We start from the raw sequence: 26,059 nt of genomic DNA, 5'->3' as shown, positions 1-26,059 counted from the left end.
TGGTGGTTTTGCTATTATTATCTAGTAAGGTTTTTTGCGGCCATGGCGGAATTGGCAGACGCGCAGGATTAAGGATCCTGTCCGAATTTACTCGGGTGGAGGTTCGAACCCTCTTGGCCGCATTACTCTTCGGTTAAAGAGCTGTGATTCAACTTAACTTGGATCACAGCTCTTTTTTTGTCAAAAAATGACCAGATTTTCGGGGGAGTTAATAACACACTTGATACACTAAGTGATACAGAATAGTGTATTAAAATAGTGTATTATTAAAAAGGCTTGTATTCGCTTACGTTAAGCCTAGTGTATTTTGGCACGGTATTTGCTTATATAGTTAATGGAAGCTAAACATACTGTGTTAGCGGTATGTTGGTCCTACTGATTACCATTCGGTGGCGGTAGATCGACAGCTGGCCACAATTTTATTGCAAATTTAATTTTTTCTGGGACGTTGTGAAAACGTTTTTGGGATTGGTTAATTAATTTTAAAATTGGAAAGGCTGTCAAGAATTTATTCTAACTAGTTGCAGGTTTAGAACTTATTTTTTATTTTTTCAACTGTAACAAACAAAAAATGGGAGGTATACAGACAGATGGTAGGAATTATCATTGCTAGTCATGGTGAATTTGCCAAAGGCATTTTACAATCCGGTTCAATGATCTTCGGTGAACAAGAAGACGTTAAGGCCGTAACCTTAATGCCTAGCGAAGGCCCTGACGATCTCAGAGCAAAACTTCAAGAAGCAATTGCTTCTTTTAGTAACCAAGACCAAGTATTATTCTTAGTCGACCTATGGGGAGGCACTCCATTCAACCAAGTTAATAACTTGTTTGAAGAACACAAGGACAAATGGGCAATCGTTGCCGGTTTGAACTTGCCAATGTTAATTGAAGCATACGCTTCTCGTCTATCAATGGAATCAGCGCAAGAAATTGCTGCACACATCATTGATACAGCAAAAGAAGGGGTTAAGGTTCGTCCTGAAGAACTCCAACCTAAGGAAGCTCCAAAGGCTGCTAAGGCTGCTGCACCAGTTAACACTGGTAAGCCAGGCCACTTTGATTACGTGTTAGCACGGATCGATACTCGTTTACTTCATGGTCAAGTTGCTACTTCATGGACGAAGACTACTAACCCAGACCGGATCATTGTTGTTTCTGACAACGTTGCTAAAGACAAGTTGCGTTCATCAATGATCAAACAAGCTGCCCCAGCAGGCGTTAAGGCCCACGTTGTTCCAATCGAACAAATGATTAAGTTGGCTAAAGACGACAAACACTTTGGTGGCACCCGGGCAATGCTTTTGTTTGAAACCCCTCAAGATGCTTTGAAGGCTATCGAAGGCGGTGTTCCAATTAAGACTTTGAACGTTGGTTCGATGGCTCATTCAGCTGGAAAAGTTCAACCAAATACCGTATTGGCGTTTGACCAAAATGATATTGACACTTACAAGAAGCTGGAAGACATGGGCGTTGAAATGGACGTTCGGAAAGTTCCTTCCGATTCAAAGGATAATTTAGACGCAATTATGAAGAAGGCTCAAGATGAGCTTAATAAACAAAAAAATAACTAATAAAACGGAGGATTAATAATCATGGCATTGAATGCAATTCAAATGATTTTAGTCGTTATCGTGTCATTCTTAGCTGGTATGGAAGGTATTTTGGACCAATTCCATTTCCATCAACCAGTAATTGCATGTACGTTAATCGGCTTAGTAACTGGTAATTTAGTACCTTGCCTTATTTTAGGTGGTTCACTACAAATGATCGCTTTAGGTTGGTCTAACGTTGGGGCTGCGGTTGCTCCTGACGCTGCTTTAGCTTCTGTAGCTTCTGCTATTATTTTAGTTTTAGGTGGTCAAGGTAAAGCAGGTGTTTCATCAGCGATTGCCCTTGCAATTCCGCTAGCTGTAGCTGGTCTTTTGCTTACCATCATTGCTCGTACATTGGCAACCTTGATTGTTCACATCATGGACGCGGCTGCTAAAGAAGGTAGCTTTGCTAAATTGGAAATGTGGCACTACATTGCGATCATCATGCAAGGTTTGCGGATTGCGATCCCTGCAGCATTGATCTTGGCAATCGGTGCTGGTCCTGTACGTGGTTTACTTTCTGCTATGCCAGCTTGGTTGACCGATGGTCTATCAATCGGTGGTGGAATGGTTGTTGCCGTAGGTTACGCAATGGTTATCAACATGATGGCTACTAAAGAAGTTTGGCCATTCTTCGCACTTGGCTTTGTTTTAGCAACTGTTCAAGATTTAACATTGATCGCTTTAGGTACAATCGGTATCTCACTTGCGTTGATTTACTTAACCCTTTCTAAGATGGGTGGTTCAAGCAACGGTGGTAATTCAGGTACTGGTGATCCACTCGGCGACATTATCGACAAATACTAGAAGGAGGCCAACATAAAATGCAAGAAAAAGTTCAATTAACTAAAAAAGATCGTATTCACGTTTGGTTACGTTCCACATTCCTGCAAGGTTCATGGAACTACGAACGGATGCAAAATGGTGGTTGGGCATACACATTGATCCCAGCCCTCAAGAAGTTATACAAGACTAAAGAAGACCGTGCCGCAGCTTTGACTCGTCACTTGGAATTCTTTAACACTCACCCATATTTAGCTGCTCCAATCCTTGGGGTTACAATGTCACTTGAAGAAGAACGTGCTAATGGTGCACCAATTGATGACGTTGCTATCCAAGGTGTTAAAGTTGGTATGATGGGACCCCTCGCTGGGGTTGGTGACCCGGTATTCTGGTTCACCGTTAAGCCAATTTTAGGTGCTTTGGCTGCTTCACTAGCAATGGGTGGCAGTATCTTAGGACCAATCCTTTACTTCGTATTGTGGAACGCAATTCGGATGGGCTTCACTTGGTATACTCAAGAATTCGGCTACAAAGCTGGTTCAAAGATTACTGAAGATATGTCTGGTGGTTTACTCCAAGACGTTACTAAGGGTGCTTCCATCCTCGGTATGTTTATCTTAGGTTCATTGATTAACCGTTGGGTTGTGGTTAAGTTCACACCGGTTGTTTCAACTGTAAAGCAAAGTAAGGGTGCTTACATTGACTGGGCAAACTTGCCAAGTGGTGCAAAGGGTATCCAAAAAGCCCTTATCGAACAATCGAATGGTTTGTCACTCACTCGTGAAAAGGTTACTACTTTGCAAGACAACTTGGATCAATTAATTCCAGGTTTAGCAGGATTACTGCTTACATTACTTTGCATGTGGTTGCTTAAGAAGGGTGTTTCACCAATCATCGTTATCTTTGGTCTATTCATTCTTGGTGTTGTACTTCACTTACTACACGTTATGTAATGCAATGATTCCAATAAAGTCTGGGCAATGGCCTGGGCTTTTTTTGTTAAGAGTTTTTGCGGTTAACTCGACCGCGCATTATAATGGAAACAGCAAATATAAAGAATGGAGCAAATTGAATGGTACAATCGATTAACACCAAGGTGGACCAAGTTACGGACGCAACCTCATTTCTTGGAATGGGGGATTACGGCAAAATAATGATTGGCGACCGTGGTTTTGAATTTTTTGATAACCGCAACGTAAAAAACTACATTCAAATTCCGTGGAAGGAAGTCGACAAGGTAATTGCGTCGTTAATGTTTGGGGGAAGGTGGATTCCCCGGTTCGCAATTAAAACCAAGCATAGTGGAACTTTCAGCTTTGCGGCAAGGCAGCCCCACGAATTGTTGAGAGGAATTCGCAAATACGTGGATGAGGAAAGAATGGTCCGCTCACTAGGAGTAGTAGACGTAGTAAAGCGCGGATTAAAAGAAGTGTGGAGAAGGATACGAAAATAGAGAGCGGAAGCCCCTTGGGCAGCTTGTGAGGATTAACGGAATATAAGGACTAACCGCGGGCTGGGCGGTTGGTCCTTATATTTGGTTAACCGGAAGAAGCTAGGGGCTGGAGCTCATTTCGACATGGCGGCAGTAGGAGAGCAGAATATTAATTGAATCCCCCATTAATCGCGGTTTAGGCGATTGATGGGGGATTTGATTAACCGGAAAGAGCTGGGGTACGGAGCCCGTTTCGACACGGCAGCAGTAGGACGGCAGGATTAACGGAATATAAGGACTAACCGCGGGCTAGGCGGTTGGTCCTTATATTTGGTTAACCGGAAGAAGCTAGGGGCTGGAGCTCATTTCGACATGGCGGCAGTAGGAGAGCAGAATATTAATTGGATCCCCCATTAATCGCGATTTAGGCGATTGGTGGGGGATTTGATTAACCGGAAAGAGCTGGGTTTCGGAGCCCATTTTGACACGGCAGCAGTAGGACGGCAAGATTAACGGAATATAAGGACTAACCGCGGGCTAGGCGGTTGGTCCTTATATTTGGTTAACCGGAAGAAGCTAAGGGCTGGAGCTTGTTTCAGCATGACGATAGTAGAGTATCCTTTCCCCAGAACCACCGCACCAGAATAGAATGTCCAAGTTAAGGCCCCGACCGTAATAAACTGGTCAGGGCCTTAACTTGTCACCCGAGAAATCAAACCCGTTCCCTAGAAAATCCAACTTGAAAACGCTTTGGGAAAAGTGTGTTAAACTGTAGTGTATCAATAACAGACAGTGTTTAATACAGTTAACGTGGTGAGGCTAAATGAAACGACAAGAAAGAATATATCAATACGTTTTGGAACATACGGAGCCTGCTTCAACGGACGAAGCAAACCGGCAAAACGGCTTAACAACTTCGACGATTGCGGACGCGTTAAAGATTGCACGTAGCAACGTTAGTAAGGAATTAAATGATTTAGTTCGGCAACGAAAACTATTTAAAATTTCTGGACGTCCGGTCCGCTATTGTCAACTAGCACTAAATGAAAACGATCCGCTGGCGCAAGACCCTTCGGAATACCACATTGAAGATGGGATTAGCGGGATGGAGCTAGGGAAGAAAAAGTTGGCGGGAAAATTAGATGACCCTTCCCCTGCTAAACACCCTAATTCCCATAAAGACATTTTTGACCGAATGATTGGGAAAGATCAAAGTATGAAAAACCAAATCGAGCAGGCAAAGGCGGCCATGTTGTACCCACCGCGCGGGTTGAATACGTTAATCATCGGTCCCACGGGGTCAGGAAAGACATACTTTGCTAACGCGATGTTTGATTTCGCGCAAGCCCGCAATTTACTCAGTAAGGACCAACAACTGGTAACCTTTAACTGTGCGGATTACGCCCATAACCCAGAATTGCTGATGTCCCATTTGTTTGGTTACGTGAAGGGAGCCTTTACCGGAGCAGATGACGAACAAGACGGCTTGATCCAAGAAGCGGACGGCGGAATGCTGTTTCTCGATGAAGTACACCGCCTTCCGCCAGAAGGTCAAGAGATGATCTTTTATTTTATGGATCACGGGACCTACAGTCGGTTAGGGGAAACTGCTAAAACCCACCATGCCAACGTTCGGTTAGTGTGTGCGACAACTGAAGATCCGGAAAGCACGCTATTGCAAACTTTTGTACGACGGATTCCAATTACGATTCAGCTCCCACCATTCAATAAACGGAGTCCGGAAGAACGAATTGAACTGCTGCGTTCGTTAGTTACCATTGAAGCTAACCGGACGAACAAGGAAATCACGTTAACCGAAGACGTGGTGCAAGCTTTGCTTGGTAGCGTTACTTACGGAAACGTTGGTCAGTTGAAGTCCAACATCCAACTGGTGTGTGCGAAAGGGTTCCTTAACAACATTGGTAATGAAGGAAAAATCATGATTACTTCCGATGATTTACCTAGCAACATCAAGGACGGATTGTTAAATTTGGCGTCTAACCGACAGGAACTCGGGGCAATTTCCAAACTTTTGGAACCTTACATGGTGGTTAAGCCCGGAGCTAGTTACGCCACTCCGGTTACCCGCAAAGATAGTTACGAGCTCCCCTACAACTTGTACGAAATCATTGGGGATAAAGCGATGATGCTTCGCGAAGAGGGGCTCGACCAAGAAAATATTAATAACTTCATTACTACCGATATTAATCTCCATTTAAAATCGTTTTATAAAAACGACCTAGACACGGTGAACGCGGAAAGTAAGTTGGCTGAAATCGTGGACAAGGGGATCATTAATTTCACCAAGCAAATTCAGCCTAAGGTGGAAAACCGGCTTAACTATCACTTTAAGGACAACTTTATTTACGCGATGAGTTTGCACATTAGTTCCTTCATCAAACGAATCCAATCGGGAAAGCCGATGCGGTTAATGGGCAACGACTTAGTGGCAATGGTTAAGGATTATCCAGAAGAGCTCGAAGTCGCTAAATCAATCAAAGAGTCGCTAGAACAACATTACGGGTTGCCAATCCCAGAATCGGAAAGCTACTACCTGGCCGTACTCCTAATTTCACTTAAAACGGTGCCTACCAGTACCGGTAAGGTTGGTATTGTAGTGGCCGCACATGGCAGCAATACGGCTAGTTCAATGGCGCAAGTGGTTTCGCAACTATTATCGGATAATTCAATTCAAGCCTTTGACATGCCGTTGGATATGAATCCACAGGTGGCCTATAAGGGAATTGTTGACCGGGTTCGGGCCGCCAACCAAGGCGAAGGGGTGCTGCTCCTTGTAGACATGGGCTCCTTAAGTACTTTTGGACCAAAAATAACCGAAGAAACCCAGATTCCGGTCAAGGTGATCGACATGGTGACCACCGCGATGGTTTTGGAAGCTACCCGAAAGGCGTCCTTTATCGATAGTAATTTAGATGAGATTTATGCGGAACTTCGTGAATTTCACGGATACTCCCGAGTAGCAATTACCGACGAAAGCCAATCGGTGGAAGATAATCAGGCCGTGGCGATGCTTTCGGGTAAGCCCAAGGCGGTAATTGCAATTTGTTCTACAGGCGAAGGCACTGCCCAAAAGATTAAGGGGATTCTTGACCAACTCCTCTTGCAGAACTTAATTGAAGATATTAAAGTGTTCCCAATTTCAATTGTGGATATGCATCAAGCAATTGAAGAAATTGGACAGAAATATACCATTGTTGCCGCCACTGGGGTGGTGGATCCGGAAGTAGGGGTTCCCTTCATGCCGTTACAATCCTTATTGCAGGGCGGTGGCGAAAAGTTTGTCCGCCAGTTAGCGGAAAGAAGTGAACTTTCATGGGTTTTTGACGAAAAGGATGCTAAATTAACCCGCAGTGTTTGTCGGCAGTACTTGTCGAAGTACTTTGTGTTCTTGAATGCCGATAAATTTGCCGATATCTTATGGAATTATGTCGATTACCTTGCACAAAGCCAACGGGTAGAGTTTAGCGAGTCTTTTAGGATTAACCTAATTATGCACGTGGCGGGTGCGGTAGAGCGTCAATTGACCAACCACCCCATGCAAGTCAACGCAGCCGAGTTAGCAGAAGTTCAAGAACAGCCGTGGTTCAAAGCGGTTCAAGCGGCAGACGACCAGTTCCTTCAACGAATCCAAATCAAAATGACGTTAGGTGAAGAATTTTATATTTACAAATTGTTAGAAACCTGGCAAGAAAAAAATGATACAATCCTAAATGAGATGGAGAAGAATCAATAATTTTTGGAGGAAATTAGGATATGACAATGGAAATATTGCTCGCACGGGTAGACAGTCGGCTTTTGCATGGGCAAGTTGCCACCGCGTGGGCTAAGAAGGTAAAGCCCAACCGGATTTTGGTGGTTTCTGATAGCGTGGCCGAAGATACGTTACGAAAAACGCTGATTACCCAGGCTGCTCCTCCGGGAGTGTTTGTGAACGTGATTACGGTCGATAAAATGATTAAGATCTATCACGATCCGCAATTTGATTCGTTTAAGGTGTTGTTGCTAACGGAAACGATTCAAGATATGCTGAAACTAGTCGAAGGCGGCATCGACATCAGTAATTTAGGAGTTGACGTGGGGAGTCTGGCCTATGCGGTAGATATGACGATGTTAACGGATGCCATTGCGGTTGGTAAGGATGAAATTGCGGCAATTAGGGCTCTGGCTGCGCATGGTTTAACGGTATACGCTCAGAAAATCCCGAACGATAATCGCAAAGATTTAATTAAAATGCTTGATAAGAACGGATTATAAATTTTAGCTAAAATAGACCGGGGAAGACTAGAAAAATCCTTTTGGCGATTTGCCTTTAATGGGGTAAAAACGTGCGCCAAAAGGCAGTATGCCTTGTTTAACCCAAACAAAAATCGACTATTATGCCTGTATCTGGCATAATAGTCGATTTTCAGTTAATGACTATAAACTAACCAACCTTTGTTCCACGTTTTTTCAGTTAAAGGATACTTCATTGGTAAAACGAAGCGGTTATAGTTCTTCGAGAACTTGGTTGTCCTTAATTTGTGGTTCTGGCTTGGTTTGCCGATTTTTTATTTCTTGGGCAATCTGAACGAGAACGTCCTTGTGGAAAGCAACTGCGTCAAAATTGACGGTGCCCTGAGTGGTATTCAATACTAAGCGGGCTTTAAAACCTGCGCCTCCTAGGATGATCCCGATTACAATCGCCAAAATCCCTAAACCAACTCCGTCATTCATTGCGCTTAAAATCCCTAAAACAATTAAAACGATGCCCAACAAGAGGGGGAAGGCTTGGGTCTTCCCCTTAACCTCGGTAGCCTTAATATCGGCTAAGTTAACGTCCTTGGCAACCATCCCGTATGGGAAAATCCAAATTAATAACCGCGGGATCCGGCTGCGAACGGATTGATTGTCAACTTCTACCCGGCCCTTCATCCAAAAGATTAACCAACTAATTGAAAAATTAAACATTCAGCATACCTCCATTAAAATACGGTGCTTGTTAACTTTAAGGATAAATATTAATTCCCTAAAAGGCAAGTAGTCGATTTCTTAAGAGAAAAATAAGAATTAGCCTTTGAGAAGCTTTTGGCGGATAAATCAATTAAAGTGGTTAGATGGACTAGTGAGATAGTTTTCATAACCAATTATTTACTGATAAAATAAAATGATAAATTAAAGTAAGGAAGAGTTGGCGAAATGAGTTTAGAAATTTTAGCTACCGCCCATTACGTTCCCGAACGGGTGGTAGATAATGATGAATTAGCACAAATTATGGATACGAGCGACGAATGGATTCAATCTCATACAGGGATTAAAACTCGCCACTATGCGTTAGGTGCGGAAAACACCTCGGATCTAGCAGCAACGGTGGGCCAACAACTGTTGGAAAAGAGTGGCTTAACGGCTGACCAAATCGATTTAATTATTTTATCAACCATCACCCCTGACTCCCTGACTCCGGCAACTGCGGCCCTAGTGCAGGATAAAATTGGTGCCCGTAACGCTTTTGCTTTTGACATTTCGGCGGCTTGCGCAGGCTTTGTGTTTGGACTAAGTACTGCTGAAAAGTTTTTGCGCTCCGGGCGTTACCAAAATGCCATGGTGATTAGTGCGGAAACTAATTCCAAAATGATGGACTTTCAAGACCGCACCTCGGCCGTCTTTTTTGGTGATGGAGCAGGCGGAGTAATCTTAAGTCAATCGACGAAGACCGACGACTTTTTCGTTGATGAAGAGTTAGCTACCTTAGCTGAAAAAAATGGGTACATCCATAGTGGACGAATTCCAGCCATTAGCGAGGTAAAAGCAAGTAATTATCCGCAAATTGACGCATTTTACCAAAGTGGACGGGACGTGTTTAGCTTTGCGACAGGGGCGGTACCCCCACAAATGCAAACGATTTTGGACCGTAATGGGCTGCATGACGACATTGATTACGTAATTTGTCACCAAGCTAATTTGCGAATCATTGAAAAGATTGCGGAAGAAACGCAAATTCCGTTTGAAAAATTTGTTACCAACGTCCAAGATTACGGCAACACGTCTTCTGCCGGAATTCCGATGGCGTTGGATCAGTTGCAAAGTCGGGATCCCAGTGCTAAAACAGTCTTGTTGACTGGTTTTGGCGCCGGTTTAGATTATGGTAGTTTAATTATTAAATTGTAGGTATAAAAGATGAAAATTGACAAAGTCTATGATATTTTAAATCGCCTAAAAGATTACCCGTACCAAGAAATTGACGTCGAGGTGGATGGGTTAAAGCTACACGTGAAAAAGGCGGATGCTTCCCAAACAACGTCACAGACCACAACACCAGTTCCGGAGCCATCCGGGGTTATGGTGAAGAGCCCGATGGTGGGAATCGTACACTTTAATCAGGAACTCGCCGCGGGACAAGTGGTGGAAAAGGGACAGGTAATTGCGCAAATTGAAAGCATGAAGCTGTTTAATGACATTAAAGCTCCCCAAGCTGGTACGGTTCAGCGACTTTTGGTAGTCGACGGTGAAGGGGTCGCTTACGACCAACCGCTCGTGGAATTGGTGGGGAAATAAAATGTTTAAGAAGGTTTTGATTGCTAACCGCGGCGAAATTGCCGTGCGGATTATTACGGCTTGTCGCCAGTTAGCGATTCCAACGGTCGTGGTGTATTCAACCGGTGATGAGCAGGCCCAATTCGTTCAAATGGCCGACGAAGCAATTTGTGTGGGTCCAGCGAGCGCGCAGGAATCTTACCTGAATCGGGAAGCAATTTTAATGGCGGCCCAGATCACCGGTAGCGACGCGATCCATCCGGGATACGGATTTTTATCGGAGGACCCGTTGTTTGCGACCATGGTTGCCGAATGCGGGCTAACTTGGATCGGTCCGAGTCCGGAACAAATCCAGCGTTACGCAGACAAAGAACGCTCCCGGGAATTGGCTCAACAGCGCGGGGTTGCCACTATTCCGGGAAGTGGGTTAATTACTGACGACCGCCAAATTAAATCAGCAGCCGAAAAAATTGGCTATCCAGTTTTATTAAAGGCTAGTTTTGGGGGCGGAGGCAAGGGTATTCGGGTTGCCCGCGACGAACGAGAATTAGCCCAAATTATTGCGGTAGTTCGCCAAGAATCCGGAGCTTCCTTTGGAAGTTCACCGCTGTATCTGGAACGGGACCTCCAAAACGCCCGGCACATTGAAGTGCAAGTATTGGGGCTTAACGATCAAATTGTCATTTTAGGCGACCGGAACTGTAGTATTCAGTTGCACCGCCAAAAAGTGGTGGAAGAAAGTCCCGCTAACTTGACGATTGAACAACGTGAGCGGTTGTATCAAGCGGTTCACCGTTTGTTGGATCAAAGCGGCTATGAAAGTTTGGGAACCGTGGAATTTTTGCAAGTGGGGGAAGAATTTTATTTTTTAGAAATGAACACTCGCTTGCAAGTTGAACACGGGGTGACCGAAGAAACTACCGGGATTGACATTGTGCAGACCCAAATCGTAGTGGCAGCCGGACAACCGGAGCTGGTAAAGGTGGGGGATGCCCAAATTCACGCAATTGAGGCGCGAATCAACGCCACTGCGCCTGGAAAAATTATGAAATTAGAGTGGCCCGAGGCTCGTATTGAGACCGGATATGCTGCGGGCAACCAAATTGCACCGTATTACGATGCGTTGGTAGGAAAAATTATTGTTACGGCTTCTACGCGAGCACAAGCGGTACAAAAATTACGACAAGCTTTAAAACAAACTAAAATTACCGGAGTGCCAACAAACTTGGCCGCGGTAGAACAATTAGTCGCAAGTCCCGCATTTATTCAAGGAACTTATGACATTCGGACTTATCAAAATCTTTTGGATGGGTGTTAGTGATGCAAAAGCAAAATCGTTGGTCAAAGTGCCCAAAATGTGGCAAACACGTACATGAATTACAATGGGGAACGTTTCGGCGTTGCCCTTTTTGTCGTTGTCCGCAACGCTTAACGGTGGAAGAACGAATTGCAATTACTTTCGACGAAGGTACGTTTAATCAATTCGCCGTACCGGTAGCGACGCAAAATCGTTTAAAATTCCCTAATTACGATCAAAAATTAGCTAAAAGTAAGCAGCAAAGCGGACATACCGAGGCAATCACCATTGGGTGGGGAACCATCGCGGGCGTTCCGGTAGCTGCGGGAATTATGGATAACCGATTTATGATGGGGACCTTAAGTACGGTAACTGGGACGGCGTTGCGGCAAATTATGCGTTGGGCGCGGCACCAAGGTTACCCGCTGATTTTGTTTACGGCTTCCGGCGGGGCTCGGATGCAAGAAGGAATCTATGCGTTACTTCAAATGAATACGATTCTAGCTGAGCAACGCCGGTTGCGGGAAGCTGATGTTTTAAGCATTAACGTGTTGACCGACCCGACGATGGGTGGGGTGTCGGCCAGCTTTGCCTTTAAAAGTGATTACGTAATTGCGGAAGATCACGCCCAGATTGGCTTTTCAGGAAAACGGGTGATTCAGCAGGCAACTGGCGAAGCCTTGCCCACTGATTTCCAAACGGCAGAATACTTACTGCAGCATGGTCAATTAGATGCCGTGGTGCAACGTGAAGAGCTCCGTGATTATTTACGACAATTATTAAAATTACACGGGTATGGTGGTTAGTATGGATAAAGAATTAAGCGCACGACTAAACAAGGTTCGCGCCGCCCAGCGGATTACGGGCCAACAAATTATTCGACAACTGCTTACGGAAATTGTGGAAATTCACGGGGACCGGATGAATAGCGATGACCCGGCGGTTTGGACGGGAATTGGTCTTTTTGAAGAACAACCGGTGACTTTTTTAAGCGTGGATCGGGGGCAGGACCTTACCGAGCGGTTAGCGAAAAATGGTGGTGCAGTCCGGGCGGGCGGTTACCGCAAAGCGTTACGAAACGTGGAATTAGCTCAACGTTTTGGGCGCCCGGTGATTAGTTTACTGAACATGCCCGGAGCCGATGCCAGCGTAGACTCCGAAAATGAAGGTCAGAGTTTAATGATTGCCAACCTGATGGAAGCCATGGGCGCGCTCCGGGTGCCTAACTTGGCAATTATCGTTGGTGAAGGTCATAGTGGAGGCGCCCTAGCTTTTGCGAATGCTAACCAATTATGGATGTTAGAGAATGGTTTATTTTCCGTTGCGGCTCCAGAAGCCATGGCGGCAATTTTACGTGACGACCACGCATTAGCCCGGGTGCCGATGACTGCTAACCAATTACAGCAAATCGGAGTTGCGGACCAAGTTTTCAAAGAGGTTCCCCAATTAACTGAAAATTTACGGGAAGCTTTGCGGCAATGGCTTGCAACGAGCCGGAAAATGGATGAAAATGAATTAGTGATGCAACGTGAGCAAAAATTTCAGCAAATTTTACGGAATTGGTTTGCCGATTAACTGCTGAAATAGGGGAGAAAGTAATGGCTAAATTAGTTTTGATTCGACATGGTGAAAGTACTGCCAACCGGGATAACGTTTATACAGGCTGGTCCGACGTCCCACTGACGGAACGGGGGATTCAACAAGCCCACGAAGCGGGGAAGTTATTGGCAAACGCGGGGATTAATTTTACTGCGGTGCATACTTCGATGTTGCAACGGGCCATCGTGACCGCCAATATTGTGGTTGATGAGCTCGGTCAAAGTTGGTTACCAATTGCCAAAACGTGGCGGTTGAATGAACGACACTATGGAGCACTGCGGGGGCAGAATAAGGACGCGACCCGTCAAATTTATGGTAAACATCAGGTGGCGTTATGGCGCCGAAGTTTCGATGCGGTTCCGCCCTTATTAAAACACGCCGACCACGACCGACGTTACCGAATGTACGGAATTCTCCACGAACCGTTGGGAGAAAGCTTACACATGGCCTACGACCGGCTGCTGCCTTACTGGGTTGACCAGATCGCACCGCGATTAATTCAAGGAGAAAATCAACTAGTGGTCGCCCACGGCAGCTCGCTGCGAGCCTTGATTAAGTATCTCGAACAGATTTCGGATCGGGGAATTGATGGGGTCGAAGTGGAAAACGGCGAGCCGATCATTTATGAAATGGATCACCGGCTAAACATTGTGGAAAAAACTAAAATGTAAATTTTTAATACTAAAAAAGCTGAGACAAGGACGTTAATCCTAATCTCAGCTTTTTTTAGATGGTGGTAGAGCGGCTTTTCACTGCAATGTAATCGAAACGAGCTTCAGCCACCAAGCTTTTCCGGTTAACCAAATTTATGGTTTAATCGCCTAACCACAATTAAACCCTAAATTCTGTTAGTCCTCATAAGCTACCCAGGGACTTCTGCGCTCTAATCCTTGTACGCCAACGATCCCATCGGATCCCATGGCTTCAACACGGTTGGTTCTTCTGCTTGAGCCTTGCGTTGGGCTTCCGTCAAGTATTGTTTTTCCACAACAACTTGGTAGCAGTATTCGTCCATCCACGCGTCTGACATTACCAAGTAGCCCTTTTCGCCGACTTTCTTTCCCCAACTATTTTCGACTTTCCACTTCGTTGGTTGACCATCGACGAGGTCGACCCCGGTTAATACCATCGCATGGGTCATCAAGCTTTCCTTGTAGTCCAAACGTTCAGCCTTGGTCATGGAAAGGTCAATATCAAATAGTTCATCTTCCGCAAAGGCGTCAAGGTCAAGCAGTCCCTTTTCACGAGCTTCCGAATGTTGGTTAACGTCGCAGCCAAACCAAACCGATTTACCAGCTTTTAATTGGTTGATTGCTGCTTGCTTGAAGTCCTTCATGGTGAGGTTCAAGTGTTTAACAGGACGACCATTGACCACGTTACCTAACATTTCAATTGTGTACGTCTTGTTAAATGGCTTGTCCGCAGTTGGTGCGTTAATGATTGAAACGTAGTCATCAAGGTTCCAGCCCACGTACTTGTCATAAAATTCTTTAGGGGTGATTCCGGCTTCCCGATGGTAAACTTGATCGCTATCCCGGAATTCCCAATCAAATTTAACCGGTGGTTCACCAAAGCTATAAGCGGCCATCCGGTAAACTTCGCTAAGCATCTTTTCCTTCCGGCTTTGGATTTCATCGTCACTAGCTTGGTCCCGGACCATCTTACGGAGGGTGATCGCATCTTTACGAAGTTTTTCGTTTAATAGGGTGTCAAATTCGCGAGATTTAGAACTATTGTATGTTTCTGGGTAAACGGATTGTGGTACCACGCCGTATTTTTCAATTAGGGCGCACAACATGTCCCATTGACCACCGTCGCCTTGGGGTTCGTTAAGTAGAAAGGCCACTTTGCGGTCGTCTGGTTCAAGTTCTGCGGTTTTAATGATGTTTTCGTAGAACCAGTTTGATTTTTCGAATTTGTCCCAGAAGAAGGTGTAGTTTTGGGAGAGTTCGAAATTGCCGGGCACTTTAAACCGGTTTTTCATGTCGTGACGCATGGTGTTTAGAGCGGCAAACATCCAGCAACGCCCACTTTGTTTTTGGTTAGCTACGTCACCAGTGTCTAAATCAATGGAGAAAACCGGGGTGCTTTGCACGTCAGCAGCTAAGTTGCGGCTTGCGTTTAAAATTCCGTTTTTAGTGACCGTACGTTCCAAAACCTTGGCTTCTTTGCGGTCGTGATATTCTTGATTAAATTGGTTAATCAATTCGTTAGAAATTTCTTTACTCAAATAAATCAGCTCCAATTCTTTTAAAAAACTTTGCTTATTAAATAATTAAGGACGTGCTTGAAGAACTTCGGGACCGTCTTGCCGACCCACGATAACCGTGTTGACCATATCTAAGAAGAGACCTTGTTCGACAATTCCAACCTGTTTGATTAGGTAATCTGCCAATGCATGTGGATCGTCAATTTCGTGTAAATGCAAATCGATTACGTAATTTTTAGAGTCGGTTAAGACGTGGTTGCCATTTTCGTCCATGCGGAACTCAGGATTGAATCCCTTAGCTTCTAACTTCTTGAAGACTTGCTTGCTACCGTAAGGAATTACTTCAAGCGGAAGTGGGAAAGCGCCTAACTTGTCGACCATTTTGGATTCGTCAACAATCCACATGTTTTTAGTGGAATTGGTGGCCACAATTTTTTCGAAGAGGTGGGCTGCCCCGCCGCCCTTAATGCCTTGGAAATCGCTACTGATTTCGTCGGCACCGTCAATGGTCAAGTCAATGTGGTCAACTTCGTCAACGGACTTAACGGTAATCCCTAAATCGCGAGCTTGTTTAGCAGTGCGGTCGGAAGTCGGAACTCCCACAATGTTTAAATTTTCTTCCTTGACGCGCTTACCCAGGGCGTCAACCATAAATTTAACCGTCGAGCCGGTTCCTAAGCCAACGGTCATGCCGTCTTCAATAAATTTAACGGCTTCGTTACCTACCAGTTTTTTTAGTTCATTTTGATCCATAATTATCTACTCACTTTCGGTTGGTTAGATTTTTAACTTTTTCAGCAGTGATTTGCTCGTGCATATTCATGCCGGCAAGTTCGGGATGGTTTTGAAAGTACTTGAGGGCAAACGGGCAAAGCGGATAAATTTTTTGCTGCCGTTCTTTAGCAAATTCCACAAAATCAGTCATGATTTTGCCCCCAATTCCACGCCCGCGAAACTGAGGGTTTACTAGAACTTCTTCGCAGATCAAGGTCGCTTGATCCGGCATTGGAGAATACAAAATTTGTCCGACCTGGTCGTTAGCGTCGTTTGTCCAAAAAAGGCGATTTTCATCAAGGTTACGCTCCATTTTCCAAGCCTCCTTACCCTACTAATTGTCGTAAAGAAAGCGGATAAAGTCAATTGATTACCGAGATTTACGTTTACAAATTTTTGGATACAACGGATAATGAAATAAACATCATTGGGAGGAACGATATGAAACGAGGATTTGAGATTGTAAGCAGTTACGAAGGACAAGGATTGCATTTGCCACAACGGCAGACCAAGGCAGCCGCGGGGTATGATTTTGAAGCTGCCCGTGATTTTACGTTGCCAAGTATTTGGAAGATGGACTTCATTAAAGTGTTGTGGGCAGTTCGCCACCAAGAAGAAGTTTCTCCCGCGCAGCAACAATTGGCCCAAGCGGCTTTAAAACCTTACTTAGTGCCAACGGGAATTAAGGCTTACATGGCAGATGATGAATATTTAATGCTAGCCAACCGTTCCAGCAACCCGCTAAAACGAGGGTTGATTTTACCTAACGGGGTGGGGATTGTTGACGCTGATTACTACAATAATTCCGGAAATGAAGGAGAAATTTTCTTCCAATTAATTAACTACGGCATTACGGACATCACCATTAAAAAGGGTGAACGGATTGGTCAAGGAATTTTCATGAACTACCTGACTGCGGACGGTGAAACCGGCAATCTGCAAACGCGGACGGGTGGCTTTGGTTCAACCAAACGATAATTAAAAATCAATAAAGGTCAAACAAATCACTAATAAATCTAGGTGATCCATGCTATTCTATAAGGTGATCACACGGATTGAGAGGACGGGAGAATGGCAAAAGTTAAGACCCAGTTTGTATGTAATAATTGCGGATACGCCTCCCCTAAATTTTTAGGACGCTGTCCCAATTGTGGTAAGTGGAACACTTTAGTTGAAGAACGGATGAGCGATCCCAAGACCGAACGGAAGAGTCGGGTAAGCTTTGATGGTAAACACACGCGGCCGCAGTTGATTTCGGACGTCGCGATGCACGAAGAACCCCGGGTGAAAACCGGGATGGAAGAACTTAACCGCGTACTTGGCGGCGGGGTGGTTGATGGCTCCCTAGTCTTGATTGGTGGGGATCCTGGAATCGGAAAATCGACCTTGTTGTTACAGCTATCAGGACAGTTGGCAGAGACGCAACGCAAAGTGCTTTACGTATCGGGTGAAGAAAGTGCTTCCCAGATTAAGATGCGTGCCGAACGATTGAAAGTCAATAGTGAACGCTTCTACTTGTATCCGGAAACGGATATGTCTAGCGTACGTGCCGTAATTGAGGAGTTGCACCCCGAATACGTGATTATTGATTCGGTTCAAACCATGCAGGAGCCCGATATTGAATCGGCAGTTGGTAGTGTTTCCCAGATTCGTGAGATTACCGCGGAATTGATGCAAATCGCGAAAACTAATAACATCACCATCTTCATCGTTGGTCACGTGACCAAGGGCGGCGCAATTGCCGGGCCAAAGATTTTGGAACACATGGTGGATACGGTGCTTTACTTTGAAGGTGACCTGCACCACACTTACCGGATCTTGCGAGCGGTGAAGAACCGGTTTGGTTCCACGAACGAATTAGGAATTTTTGAAATGCGTGAAGAAGGGTTGCGCGAGGTAGCTAACCCGTCGGAGATTTTTCTAGAAGAGCGGCTAAAAGATGCGTCGGGTTCGGCAATTGTGGTCTCAATGGAAGGAACTCGACCGATTTTAGTTGAAATTCAAGCCTTGATTACGCCGACCATTTTTGGAAATGCGCAACGGACGGCTAGTGGCTTGGACCGCAACCGGGTTTCGCTGATCATGGCGGTACTTGAAAAGCGCGCGAAGCTTACCTTGCAAAACCAAGATGCCTATTTGAAGGCGGCGGGCGGCGTTAAGCTCGACGAACCCGCAATTGACTTAGCGTTGGCAATCAGTATCGTTTCAAGCTTTAAAAATCAGGGAACCCGGCCGACCGATAGTTTTGTTGGTGAAATTGGCTTAACTGGTGAAATCCGCCGAGTTAACCGGATTGAACAACGGGTCGCTGAAGCACAAAAGCTTGGTTTCAAGCGAATTTTAATTCCGAAGAATAATTTGAAGGGTTGGCAACCCCCCGAAGGAATTGAAGTTGTGGGCGTAGCAACGATTGCTGATGCAATTCGCCGGGCGTTTAATTAACAGCGTTGGCCATTAAGTAAGGGCATTAAAAAGATAATTGATTGTTTAATGTACGAGTGAAGTTGGAAGGGCAACTTTTCGACTTGAATTTATTTAACACGAGGGGGAAAGAGAATGAAAGACATCAAAAAACGAATCGTCCAAGCGGTTTTCGCTTTGGCCGGTGGGGCGCTTGGGATGGCGTACCTGCCGTTGATTTGGTTGGTCTTTAAGATCAACACGATTGTTTTACTAAATAACCGGGTGACTAACTTTTTGATTGGGGCGGTTATTTTTTGGATTCTTTCCATTTTCTTGACGAGTTACGTTTTGAAAATGATGAAACGAATCGAAAAGGCACTGATTGACACGTCGCCACTCTATTTAATTACCGGTAGCATTGGAACGGTTTTGGGGCTAGTAATTGCAATTTTAATTTCGACCTTATTCTATCGGTCCCACGTTTTCTTTGTAAATACGGTGATTCCACTAATTTTAATGTTAATGCTGGGATATTTAGGGTACCGGTTAGGAACGACTCGCTTTAACGAGTGGAAAAAGTTGTTCCAAACCCGGAAGCGCGACGTGAATAACCAGGTGCTTGACCGCCGGGCTGGTGAAAATTACCACCATTATAAAATTTTGGATACCAACATTTTGATTGATGGTCGGATTTACGACTTGGTGAAAACGGGATTGTTAGAAGGTACGCTGCTAGTTCCGAACTTCGTATTGTACGAACTACAATACATTGCGGATTCCGCGGATAGTATCAAACGGGTACGTGGTCGGCGTGGACTTGATTTCTTAAACAAGTTGCAAAACGAAAAAATCATGCCAATTGAGATGTACGAAGGCGATTACGAAGAGATCGAAGAAGTTGATAGTAAACTGATCCAGTTGGCCAAGGATAAGGACGCGGTAATCGTCACTAACGACTACAACTTAAACAAGGTGAGCCAGTTCCAAAACGTTCAGGTGCTCAACATTAACGAATTGGCTAACGCCTTGAAGCCCCGGGTAATTCCGGGTGAATCAATGAGCGTTCACGTAGTTAAGAATGGTACGGAACGGCAACAAGGGGTTGCTTACCTAGATGACGGAACGATGGTCGTGGTCGAAGATGGGAAGTTCTACATCGGAAAGACGATTGAAGTTATCGTTACGAGTGCAATCCAAACCGATGCGGGCCGGATGATTTTCGCTAAACCAATGCATTCCACGAAGGAAATCACTCACGATAAGCCGGACGAAAAGGAAGGCAAAAAGCCAGGATCTAAGTAACGAATTGCTCAAGCTTAAAGATTCAGAAGCACGGAAGAAAAGTTTTTCCATGGCTCACTTTATTTCTGTAGTAGATAAATGTAGAATAGAGACATTGTGACATAATTTTGGGAGAGGTGTTAATTTTGGCAAAGCAAGAAATTCGCGTGCGGTATGCGCCAAGTCCAACGGGACATTTGCATATCGGTAACGCCCGGACAGCTTTATTTAATTATTTATTTGCTCGTCACTACAAGGGAAAGTTTATCTTAAGAATTGAAGATACCGACCAGAGTCGGAACATCGCCGATGGTGAACAAAGCCAAATCGATAACTTGAAGTGGTTAGGTATGGATTGGGACGAAGGTCCTGATAAACCCGGCGATTACGGTCCTTACCGGCAATCTGAACGAAAAGAGATTTACCAACCCCTGATCGACCAGTTGGTAGCGGAAGGCAAAGCTTACGAGTCATACATGACGGAAGAAGAATTAGCTGCTCAACGCGAAGAACAACGGGCAAATGGTGAAATGCCGCATTACGTTGACGAATACGCTGGATTATCACCTGAAGAAAAGGCCCAAAAGATTGCTGACGCAAAGGCTGCGGGAATTCAACCCGTAATTCGGTTTAAGGTACCCGAACACAAGAAGTACGAATGGGATGACATCGTTAAGGGCCACGTTGCCTTTGATTCTGAAACCATCGGAGGCGACTTTGTTATCCAAAAACGGGACGGCATGCCGACCTATAACTTCGCGGTGGTAGTTGACGACCACATGATGAAGATCAGCCACGTTTTCCGTGGGGATGATCACGTTGCCAACACACCAAAACAATTGATGATTTACGAAGCTTTGGGCTGGGAAGCACCTAAATTCGGTCACATGAGCTTGATCATCAATAGTGAAACTGGTAAGAAGCTCAGTAAGCGGGACGAAACGATCCTTCAATTTATTGAACAATACCGGAGCCTAGGTTACTTACCAGAAGCAATGCTAAACTTCATCGTATTACTCGGTTGGTCTCCAGTGGGCGAAAGTGAAATCTTCACCCAACGTGAATTTATCAAGATGTACGATGAAAAACGTTTGAGTAAGTCACCCGCAGCGTTTGACGCGAAGAAGCTAGAATGGATCAACAACCAGTACGTGAAGGCTGCTGATGAAGATCGCATTATGCACTCCGCGTTACACCAATTGATCAAGGCGGGCAAGATTGAATCCGATCCTGCCCCAATGAAGATCGAATGGGCTCGTAAGTTGATTAACTTGTTTAAGCGGCAAATGAGTTATACCGCGCAAATTGTTGACTTTGCTGAACTATTCTTTAACGGTCCAGAAGACATTGACGAAGAAGCCAAGGCAGAAATGGCAAAAGACGATGCTTTACCAGTTTTGAAGGCTTTGGAAAAGAAGTTTGCTGACTTAGAAGTCTTTGATACGGTAAACATCTTGGCGGCTATTAAGGCGGTTCAAAAAGAAACCGGCGTTAAGGGACGTAAATTATGGATGCCAATTCGGATTGCGATTACTCACGAAATGCACGGACCAGAATTACCAGAAAGTTTGGAATTACTCGGTCACGAATTGTCAATGAAGCATTTGCGGGCAATGATTGAAGAATTAAGCTAAATTAAAAATATTTAATAAATGATTAAAAGGGGCTGGAAAAGTAATTTCCTGAGGGAGATTGCTTTTTGGGCCCCTTTTCTTCTTTGCGTTAGCTTTTGTTTTCAATTATGATTAGAAGAGATAAAAATCCCCCTAGGGAGTGAAAAAATGATTAAACTATACAACACGATGACTCGTTCAAAAGAAGTTTTTAAACCTTTAGTTGATCATCAGGTTTCTATGTACGTATGTGGCCCGACCGTGTACAACTATATCCATATTGGAAATGCTCGTAGCGTAATTGCGTTTGACACCATTCGTCGCTACTTGGAATACCGGGGATATCAAGTTCGGTTCGTGTCTAACTTTACTGACGTGGACGATAAAATGATTAAGGCTGCCCAAGCCGAAAATATAACGGTCCCGGAATTGGCAGATCGGTACATTGCCGCATTTAAGGAAGACGTTCAGGCATTGAACGTAGAGCCGGCAACCGTAAATCCACGGGCAACTGAAAACATTGCGGACATCATTGCCTTCGTGGCGGACCTTATTGAAAAAGACTACGCCTACGTTGTGGAAGGCAACGTGTATTACCGGGCCCGCCGCTTTAAAGACTACGGCGCACTTTCCCACCAAAATATCGATGAATTAGAACAGGGTGCTAGCCAACACATCAATGATGAAGAAACGGCGCAAAAAGAAGATCCGATTGACTTTGCGTTGTGGAAGGCCGCTAAACCTGGCGAGATCGCTTGGGAAGCTCCGTGGGGAAAAGGGCGTCCCGGTTGGCATATCGAATGCTCGGTCATGTCAACTAAGTATCTAGGTGATACTTTTGACATCCACGGGGGCGGCGAAGATTTACAATTCCCGCACCACGAAAATGAAATCGCCCAAAGTGAAGCCCGGACCGGTGTGCAATTTGCCCGGTACTGGATGCACAATGGGTTTGTGACCGTGGGCGACGATAACGAAAAGATGAGTAAGTCTCTCGGTAACTTTGTCACGGTGCACGACTTAATTAAGCAAGTTAACCCACAAGTTTTGCGGTTCTTGATGTCGACCACCCAGTACCGCAAGCCAATTCAATATACCGAAGCTAGCCTGCAAGACGCGAAAAACAACTTGGAAAAGTTGCAAAATGCGTACGTTAACTTAAACTATCGCCGGCAAACTGCGGACGGGGCTGCTGATCCAGCAGTTGATCAACAAGCCGCAGCGTTGCAAGCTGACTTTGTGGCGGCCATGGATGACGATTTCAACGCCCAAAACGGCATTACGGTAGTTTACGAATTTGCCCGCTTAATTAACGTTTATAGTGAACAAGCAACGGTAAACCACGAACAAATTGACCGGTTAGCGAAACAATTTGCTGATATGGCTGCAATTTTCGGTATTGAATTAGCAACCGCAACTGAAGCACCAGCTGACGAAAAAATTGAAGCGCTCGTTAAGCAACGTGACGCGGCCCGGGCTGCGCGCGATTTTGAAACTAGCGACCGGTTGCGGGATCAATTAAAAGAAATGGGGATTATTCTAGAAGATACCCCCCAAGGAACGCGTTGGAGAAAAAAAGATGAGTAAAGAGATTAATTATCAAGCAATTAACGGAATCGCCCTTGCTTATTTAGGGGATGCGGAATACGAAGTTTACATTAGAAGACATTTGATTGAAGAGGGCATGACTAAACCGAATCGGCTACACCACGTGGCGACCCGCTACGTGTCAGCAAAGGCTCAAGCAGCGTTAATTGACGCAATGCAAGAAAATGATTTTCTCACGGAAGCGGAGTGGGAAGCCTTTAAGAAGGGGCGTAACGCTAAAAGTCACACTTCGGCTAAAAACACTTCTGTTTTAACGTATCGAATTTCGACTGGATTTGAAGCAATCGTTGGTTATTTATCCTTGACCAACCAAACTGAACGCCTAGACGAATTTGCACAGTGGTGCATTGATAAAGTAGAGGAAGGAAAATTACGTATTGAATAACGAAAACAAACAACAACCGGACTTCGTAATCGGCCGGCATCCGGCGATGGCTAGCCTAAAAAGCGGCCATTCGATCAATAAGGTTTTCATCCAAGAAGGCTTAAAATCAGAAAGCATCGGCCAAATTATCTCGAAGGCTAAGAAGCAGGGGCTGGTGATTCAACGGGTTTCTAAATCTAAATTGGATACGCTAGCTAACGGGCAAAATCATCAAGGAGTAGTTTTGGCGGTAGCATCCTTTGAGTATGCTTCCTTAGAGCAAGTTTTTGAATTAGCGGAGTCTCGTAACGAAGCACCGTTTGTGGTGATTTTAGATGGAATCGAAGATCCGCATAACCTCGGTTCGATTTTACGGACGGCAGATGCTGCCGGGGTCCATGGAGTAATCATCCCGAAACGGCGGGCGGTAGGGTTGACCAGCACGGTTGCCAAAACCTCGGCCGGGGCCATCGAACGGGTACCCGTAGTGCAAGTTAATAACTTGGTGAACACTTTGAAAGAATTGAAGGACCGCGGTTTATGGATCTTTGGTACTGATATGGCAGGCACCGACTACCGGCGCTGGGATGCCACCGGCCCAGTTGGCCTAATCATCGGTAACGAAGGTAAGGGAATGGCGCGGCTTACCAAAGAAAATGTTGATGAGATGTTAACCATCCCGATGGTCGGCGACATCCAAAGCTTGAATGCCAGTGTGGCTGCAGGGTTACTGATTTATCAGGGATACAACTCGCGACACCCGCTATAAAACTAATTAACGAATAATTGACTAAAAAGTCGGTTATTCGTTTTTTTAATCCAAAAAACCGGGTTGGTAGTTCAAAAAAGGCTTGGTAGCATAACTTTCCGTAAAAAGTAAGCGATTACAAAAAGGAGAGGTTAAAATGCAACAAGTTGATTTGGATGAGGCCAAAATTATTGCGGAGGTCAAGGCAGATGACACGCACAATTTTGAACGATTGTTTAACAAGTACCACCCGATTATCAAAAAGATGCGCCAAAAGTACACCATTCGAAGTTTTGATTGGGATGATTGGATGCAAGAAGGCCGGATCGTCTTTTTTAACTCGGTGGTTAATTACGACGCGGATTTAAAAATTACGTTGGGAGCTTTTTTCAAAAATAACTTTCGCAACCGTATTTTTAGTATTTTACGCTTTGAAATGGCGTATAAACGAAAGGCGGGCTTTGCCGCACAGTCGTTAGAAGAGTTGGAAGAAGAAGCCGAGGTCTTAGGACAACAGGTTTCCCAGATTACTCCGCAAAATCAGCTGATGGTCAAGGAAACGTATGCGGAGTACGAAACGTTACTATCGCCATTTGAAAAGGAAGTTTCGGTGTTGCTTTTTCAGGGGCTACGGCCGGACCAAATTGCGGAACGGTTGGGATATGACGTTGCTAAAATTCAAAATGCGTTGCTTCGGTGTAAGCAAAAGTTAAGTCGCCAATTATACGGACAACGCTAATTGACATTCAGAAAAGACCATGCTAAAGTTGAGTGACGACAAGGAGGGGTTTTTATGTCCCAGAAAAAGATTGCTTTAGCATGTACAGTTTGTGGATCGCGAAATTACACGATTGTTGCAAACCCACAACGTACGGAACGTTTAGAAGTGAAAAAATATTGCAAACGTTGCAATAAGCACACCCTTCACAGTGAAACCAGATAGGAGGCGGGACATATGTTTCGGTTTTTAAAAAGCATTGGACAAGAAATGAAGGAAGTTGACTGGCCTAATTTTCGACAGTTAAGACATGATTCGGCAACGGTAGTTTCCACGTCATTGTTCTTTGTGGCCTTCTTGGCACTGGTAGACTGGTTGATTCAATTATTCTTAAAGTTGTTTATCTAAAATGGCTTTATAGAGATAATTTTGTTATAATTTGATTGTTGGTAAAAACTTCGTGTCTACGGAGTTTTTTTATTTTGGAAAAGGAGCGCTAATTTTGGAATCTGAAGAAAAGAAATGGTACGTTTTACATACTTACTCTGGTTACGAAAATAAAGTTAAAAATAACTTAGATTCTCGGGCAAAGTCCATGGGAATGGAAGACTACATTTTTCGGGTAGTCGTACCGGAAGAAGAAGAGATTGAAACCAAGAACGGTAAGGAAAAAACGGTTAAGAAAAACGAATTTCCGGGCTACGTATTGGTGGAAATGGTGATGACGGATGATTCCTGGTACGTGGTACGGAATACACCGGGCGTAACCGGGTTCATCGGTTCTCATGGTTCCGGAAGTAAGCCAACGCCGCTACTACCTGAAGAAGTTGACCGGGTGCTTCGCCGTTTAGGAATGACGGCTCGCCACGCGGACATCGACGTGGAAGTTGGCGAACTAGTTACGATCGTTGACGGAGCGTTTGAAGGCTTGACTGGTAAAATTACCGAAATCGACCACAATAACATGAAACTTAAAGTTAATATCGACATGTTTGGCCGGGAAACCAGCACTGAATTAGATATTGACCAAATCGATAAGATTGATTAAATTCTAGTTTGATAATTTTTTTGGTCTATGGTAATATATCGTAGTATGCCTTGCATACT

The 26,059-nt window shown here is 44.7% G+C and carries 27 protein-coding genes and 1 tRNA gene; 24 read left to right on the top strand and 4 right to left on the bottom strand.

Annotation, left to right across the window (positions count from 1 at the left end; genetic code table 11):
- The first annotated feature begins 36 nt into the window (after window positions 1–36).
- The 7 genes from NYR25_07605 (at window position 37) to NYR25_07575 (ending at window position 8,082) form a co-directional block, all read left to right on the top strand.
- Window positions 37–122 (top strand) — tRNA-Leu (locus NYR25_07605).
- A gap of 468 nt (window positions 123–590) precedes the next feature.
- Window positions 591–1,571 (top strand): mannose/fructose/sorbose PTS transporter subunit IIA, encoded by a 981-nt coding sequence (locus NYR25_07600; GenBank protein ID UWF33449.1) that lies wholly within the window; start codon window positions 591–593, stop codon window positions 1,569–1,571.
- Window positions 1,572–1,592: 21 nt separating this feature from the next.
- Entirely contained in the window at window positions 1,593–2,399 is an 807-nt protein-coding gene (locus NYR25_07595) for a PTS mannose/fructose/sorbose transporter subunit IIC (GenBank protein UWF33448.1), read from the top strand.
- A gap of 17 nt (window positions 2,400–2,416) precedes the next feature.
- Window positions 2,417–3,328, top strand: coding sequence for a PTS system mannose/fructose/sorbose family transporter subunit IID (locus tag NYR25_07590; GenBank protein ID UWF33447.1), 912 nt, complete (start codon window positions 2,417–2,419; stop codon window positions 3,326–3,328).
- A 119-nt stretch (window positions 3,329–3,447) separates the two neighbouring features.
- A complete protein-coding gene (locus NYR25_07585; protein ID UWF33446.1) occupies window positions 3,448–3,828 on the top strand; it encodes a DUF956 family protein in 381 nt (126 codons plus the stop codon).
- A gap of 802 nt (window positions 3,829–4,630) precedes the next feature.
- Complete coding sequence (locus tag NYR25_07580; GenBank protein UWF33445.1) at window positions 4,631–7,561, top strand: sigma 54-interacting transcriptional regulator; 2,931 nt, start codon at window positions 4,631–4,633, stop codon at window positions 7,559–7,561.
- 20 nt (window positions 7,562–7,581) lie between these two features.
- Window positions 7,582–8,082 carry a PTS sugar transporter subunit IIB gene (locus tag NYR25_07575; GenBank protein ID UWF33444.1) on the top strand — a complete coding sequence of 167 codons (501 nt, stop codon included), beginning with the start codon at window positions 7,582–7,584 and terminating at the stop codon, window positions 8,080–8,082.
- 231 nt (window positions 8,083–8,313) lie between these two features.
- On the opposite strand, the gene NYR25_07570 is transcribed toward NYR25_07575, so the two are convergent.
- Window positions 8,314–8,775, bottom strand: coding sequence for a hypothetical protein (locus NYR25_07570; protein ID UWF33443.1), 462 nt, complete (start codon window positions 8,773–8,775; stop codon window positions 8,314–8,316).
- Between the two features lie 228 nt (window positions 8,776–9,003).
- Between NYR25_07570 and NYR25_07565 the strand changes: the two genes are divergently transcribed.
- The 6 genes from NYR25_07565 to NYR25_07540 are packed head-to-tail and all read left to right on the top strand — an operon-like array spanning window position 9,004 to window position 13,905.
- Entirely contained in the window at window positions 9,004–9,972 is a 969-nt protein-coding gene (locus tag NYR25_07565) for a ketoacyl-ACP synthase III (protein ID UWF33442.1), read from the top strand.
- A gap of 9 nt (window positions 9,973–9,981) precedes the next feature.
- Window positions 9,982–10,359 (top strand): acetyl-CoA carboxylase biotin carboxyl carrier protein subunit, encoded by a 378-nt coding sequence (locus NYR25_07560; GenBank protein UWF33441.1) that lies wholly within the window; start codon window positions 9,982–9,984, stop codon window positions 10,357–10,359.
- Between the two features lies 1 nt (window position 10,360).
- Window positions 10,361–11,656: an ATP-grasp domain-containing protein gene (locus NYR25_07555; protein ID UWF33440.1), complete on the top strand. Its 1,296-nt coding sequence runs from the start codon at window positions 10,361–10,363 to the stop codon at window positions 11,654–11,656.
- 2 nt (window positions 11,657–11,658) lie between these two features.
- Entirely contained in the window at window positions 11,659–12,441 is a 783-nt protein-coding gene (locus NYR25_07550) for an acetyl-CoA carboxyl transferase (GenBank protein ID UWF33439.1), read from the top strand.
- A gap of 1 nt (window position 12,442) precedes the next feature.
- A complete protein-coding gene (locus NYR25_07545; GenBank protein UWF33438.1) occupies window positions 12,443–13,210 on the top strand; it encodes a carboxyltransferase in 768 nt (255 codons plus the stop codon).
- Between the two features lie 23 nt (window positions 13,211–13,233).
- Window positions 13,234–13,905, top strand: a complete 672-nt coding sequence (locus NYR25_07540; GenBank protein ID UWF33437.1) for a 2,3-diphosphoglycerate-dependent phosphoglycerate mutase — start codon at window positions 13,234–13,236, stop codon at window positions 13,903–13,905.
- Between the two features lie 212 nt (window positions 13,906–14,117).
- Here the strand turns inward: NYR25_07540 and NYR25_07535 are convergent, their stop codons facing one another.
- The 3 genes from NYR25_07535 to NYR25_07525 are packed head-to-tail and all read right to left on the bottom strand — an operon-like array spanning window position 14,118 to window position 16,530.
- Window positions 14,118–15,464: a C1 family peptidase gene (locus NYR25_07535; GenBank protein ID UWF33436.1), complete on the bottom strand. Its 1,347-nt coding sequence runs from the start codon at window positions 15,462–15,464 to the stop codon at window positions 14,118–14,120.
- 45 nt (window positions 15,465–15,509) lie between these two features.
- On the bottom strand, window positions 15,510–16,196 hold the full coding sequence (gene rpiA / locus NYR25_07530) for a ribose-5-phosphate isomerase RpiA (protein ID UWF33435.1): 687 nt from the start codon (window positions 16,194–16,196) through the stop codon (window positions 15,510–15,512).
- A gap of 10 nt (window positions 16,197–16,206) precedes the next feature.
- The gene (locus NYR25_07525; GenBank protein ID UWF33434.1) at window positions 16,207–16,530 is read right to left on the bottom strand and encodes an N-acetyltransferase; all 324 of its coding nucleotides are present in this window, start codon (window positions 16,528–16,530) and stop codon (window positions 16,207–16,209) included.
- A gap of 128 nt (window positions 16,531–16,658) precedes the next feature.
- Here NYR25_07525 and NYR25_07520 point away from each other — a divergent pair, with 128 nt between their 5' ends.
- The 11 genes from NYR25_07520 (at window position 16,659) to nusG (ending at window position 26,000) form a co-directional block, all read left to right on the top strand.
- Entirely contained in the window at window positions 16,659–17,195 is a 537-nt protein-coding gene (locus tag NYR25_07520) for a dUTP diphosphatase (protein UWF33433.1), read from the top strand.
- Window positions 17,196–17,288: 93 nt separating this feature from the next.
- Entirely contained in the window at window positions 17,289–18,659 is a 1,371-nt protein-coding gene (gene radA, locus NYR25_07515; GenBank protein UWF33432.1) for a DNA repair protein RadA, read from the top strand.
- A gap of 114 nt (window positions 18,660–18,773) precedes the next feature.
- Complete coding sequence (locus NYR25_07510; protein ID UWF33431.1) at window positions 18,774–19,922, top strand: PIN/TRAM domain-containing protein; 1,149 nt, start codon at window positions 18,774–18,776, stop codon at window positions 19,920–19,922.
- A 125-nt stretch (window positions 19,923–20,047) separates the two neighbouring features.
- On the top strand, window positions 20,048–21,535 hold the full coding sequence (gene gltX, locus NYR25_07505; protein UWF33430.1) for a glutamate--tRNA ligase: 1,488 nt from the start codon (window positions 20,048–20,050) through the stop codon (window positions 21,533–21,535).
- Between the two features lie 147 nt (window positions 21,536–21,682).
- Window positions 21,683–23,101: a cysteine--tRNA ligase gene (gene cysS / locus NYR25_07500; GenBank protein ID UWF33429.1), complete on the top strand. Its 1,419-nt coding sequence runs from the start codon at window positions 21,683–21,685 to the stop codon at window positions 23,099–23,101.
- Window positions 23,094–23,507, top strand: a complete 414-nt coding sequence (locus NYR25_07495; protein UWF33428.1) for a Mini-ribonuclease 3 — start codon at window positions 23,094–23,096, stop codon at window positions 23,505–23,507. The genes cysS and NYR25_07495 overlap by 8 nt, the downstream gene beginning before the upstream one ends.
- Entirely contained in the window at window positions 23,500–24,255 is a 756-nt protein-coding gene (gene rlmB / locus NYR25_07490; protein UWF33427.1) for a 23S rRNA (guanosine(2251)-2'-O)-methyltransferase RlmB, read from the top strand. Before NYR25_07495 ends, rlmB begins: the two co-directional genes overlap by 8 nt.
- 136 nt (window positions 24,256–24,391) lie before the next feature.
- Complete coding sequence (locus NYR25_07485; GenBank protein UWF33426.1) at window positions 24,392–24,973, top strand: sigma-70 family RNA polymerase sigma factor; 582 nt, start codon at window positions 24,392–24,394, stop codon at window positions 24,971–24,973.
- A 54-nt stretch (window positions 24,974–25,027) separates the two neighbouring features.
- On the top strand, window positions 25,028–25,177 hold the full coding sequence (gene rpmG / locus NYR25_07480) for a 50S ribosomal protein L33 (GenBank protein UWF33425.1): 150 nt from the start codon (window positions 25,028–25,030) through the stop codon (window positions 25,175–25,177).
- Window positions 25,178–25,189: 12 nt separating this feature from the next.
- Window positions 25,190–25,360 carry a preprotein translocase subunit SecE gene (secE, locus tag NYR25_07475; protein UWF33424.1) on the top strand — a complete coding sequence of 57 codons (171 nt, stop codon included), beginning with the start codon at window positions 25,190–25,192 and terminating at the stop codon, window positions 25,358–25,360.
- A 91-nt stretch (window positions 25,361–25,451) separates the two neighbouring features.
- Window positions 25,452–26,000: a transcription termination/antitermination protein NusG gene (gene nusG / locus NYR25_07470; protein ID UWF34726.1), complete on the top strand. Its 549-nt coding sequence runs from the start codon at window positions 25,452–25,454 to the stop codon at window positions 25,998–26,000.
- Window positions 26,001–26,059 lie beyond the last annotated feature (59 nt).

It is taken from the genome of Pediococcus acidilactici (assembly GCA_024970065.1).
In the GTDB taxonomy this organism is placed as follows: domain Bacteria; phylum Bacillota; class Bacilli; order Lactobacillales; family Lactobacillaceae; genus Pediococcus; species Pediococcus acidilactici_A.
The sequence above is the reverse complement of the archived record's forward strand: the minus strand, read 5'-3'. Positions and strand labels throughout refer to the sequence as shown.